This is a genomic window from Streptomyces sp. T39 (assembly GCF_008042045.1).
Lineage (GTDB): Bacteria > Actinomycetota > Actinomycetes > Streptomycetales > Streptomycetaceae > Streptomyces.
Map to the genome: position 1 here is coordinate 1 of NZ_RDBP01000239.1, position 1793 is coordinate 1793.

The window sequence follows — 1793 nt, forward strand, 5'->3', positions numbered from 1 at the left end:
GGTGGTGACGAGGTGGGTGATGCCGGCGTCGGTGGCGGCCGAGCGCAGCCGCTCGTCGGGGAAGTCCGGGTCGAGCAGGGTGTATCCCGCGCCGGTCTTCACCACCGCCACCACCGCCGTCGCGAAGTCGGCGCCGCGCTCCAGCAGCACACCCGCCAGATCACCCCGGCCCAGCCCGTGGGACCGCAGATGACGGGCCAACCGGTTGGCGGACGCGTTCAGTTCGGCATAGGACACCGCCCTCTCGCCGTCGACCAGCGCGGTCCGCTCAGGGTGCTCGGCCACCTGCGCCTCGAACCACTCCACCAGCGACAGGTCCCCGACCTCGGCCGCACTCCCCGCCCACGCACCGGTCAGCAGCTCCCGCTCACCGGCGGACAGCGTCTCCAGACGCGACAGCCGGACCTCCGGCTCCTCCACCACCTGGGACAGCACCCGCCCCAGCACATCCCCCATCCGCCGCACCGTCACCTCGTCGAAGAGGTCCGCGGCATAGAGGATCGATCCGTGCAGTCGGCGGCCGTCGTCGGACCGCAGGAGGAATTCGAGGTCGAACTTGGCCGAGCCGGTCGGGGTGCCGTCGACGGTGCAGTGCCCGGTACCGGCCAGGTCGAGGGAGGGCAGGGTGCCCGCTTCGAGTCCGAGGCAGATCTGGAAGAGGGGGTGGCGGGCGAGGGTCCGGGCCGGATTCACGGCCTCCAGGACCAGGTCGAACGGCGCCTCCTGGTGGGCGAACGCGTCCAGATCGGCGGMCCGGACCCGCGCCAGCAGCTCACGGAAGGTCGGATCACCCGCGCTGTTCGTCCGCAGCACCAGCGTGTTCACGAAGAACCCCACCAGCTCGGCGAGCGCCTCGTCGGTACGGCCCGCGACGGGCGAGCCGATCGCCAGATCCGCCCCCGCCCCCAGCCGCGACAACGCCGCCACCAGCGCCGCATGCACCACCATGAACGGCGTGCACCCCTCCGCCCGCGCGAACTCCCCGACCCGGGCGAACAACTCCTCCCCCAGGTCCAGTTGCACCTGACCACCCCGGTGCGACGCCACCACCGGACGCGGACGGTCCAGACCGAGACCGTGCTCCTCCGGAAGACCCTTCAACGCCTCCCGCCAGAAACCCAACTCCCCGCCCAGCACACCGCCCGCGTCGTCCGCCGACCCCAGCACCCTGCGCTGCCAGGCCGCATAGTCCGCGTAGTCCACCGCCGGAACCTCCAGCACCGACACCACCGCCCCCGCGACCCGCGCCGCATACGCACGCTCCAGGTCGGCGAAGAACGCCGCGTTGGACAGACCGTCCGTGGCGATGTGGTGGAGGACGAGGGACAGGACCTGGGCGCGGTCGTCGGCGAGGTCGAGGAGCGTGGCGCGCAGGGGGGTCTCGGAGCCGAGGTCGAAGGGCGTGCCGGCCAGTTCGGCGAGGACCGCGTCGAGATCGGCGGAGTCGATCCGGCGACGCCGTACGACGACCCGGGCCTCGTCCGGCGACAGGATCCGCTGCCGCGGCTCCCCGTCCACCGCCTCGAACACCGTCCGCAGCGGAGCATGCCGCCCCACCACATCACCCAGCGCCATCGTCAGCACACCGACATCCAGCCCACCCGCACACCGCACCACCAACGGCACGTTGTACGCCGCACTCCCACCCTCCAACTGCGCCAGCAACCACAACCGCCGCTGAGCGAACGACGCCACCGGCAACTCACCCGCCACCGAAGCCCCCTCCCCCGGCACCAGCGGCGGCAGCACCACACCACCCACGTCCTCCCGCCCGGCCACCAACTCCGCGAGAC

The 1793-nt window shown here is 72.3% G+C and carries 1 protein-coding gene; it reads right to left on the reverse strand.

The annotated features are described in order from the left end of the window. Window positions 1-1793, reverse strand: a 1793-nt coding sequence (locus EAO77_RS37505) for a condensation domain-containing protein (RefSeq protein ID WP_147992732.1), incomplete at both ends; no start/stop codon positions are given.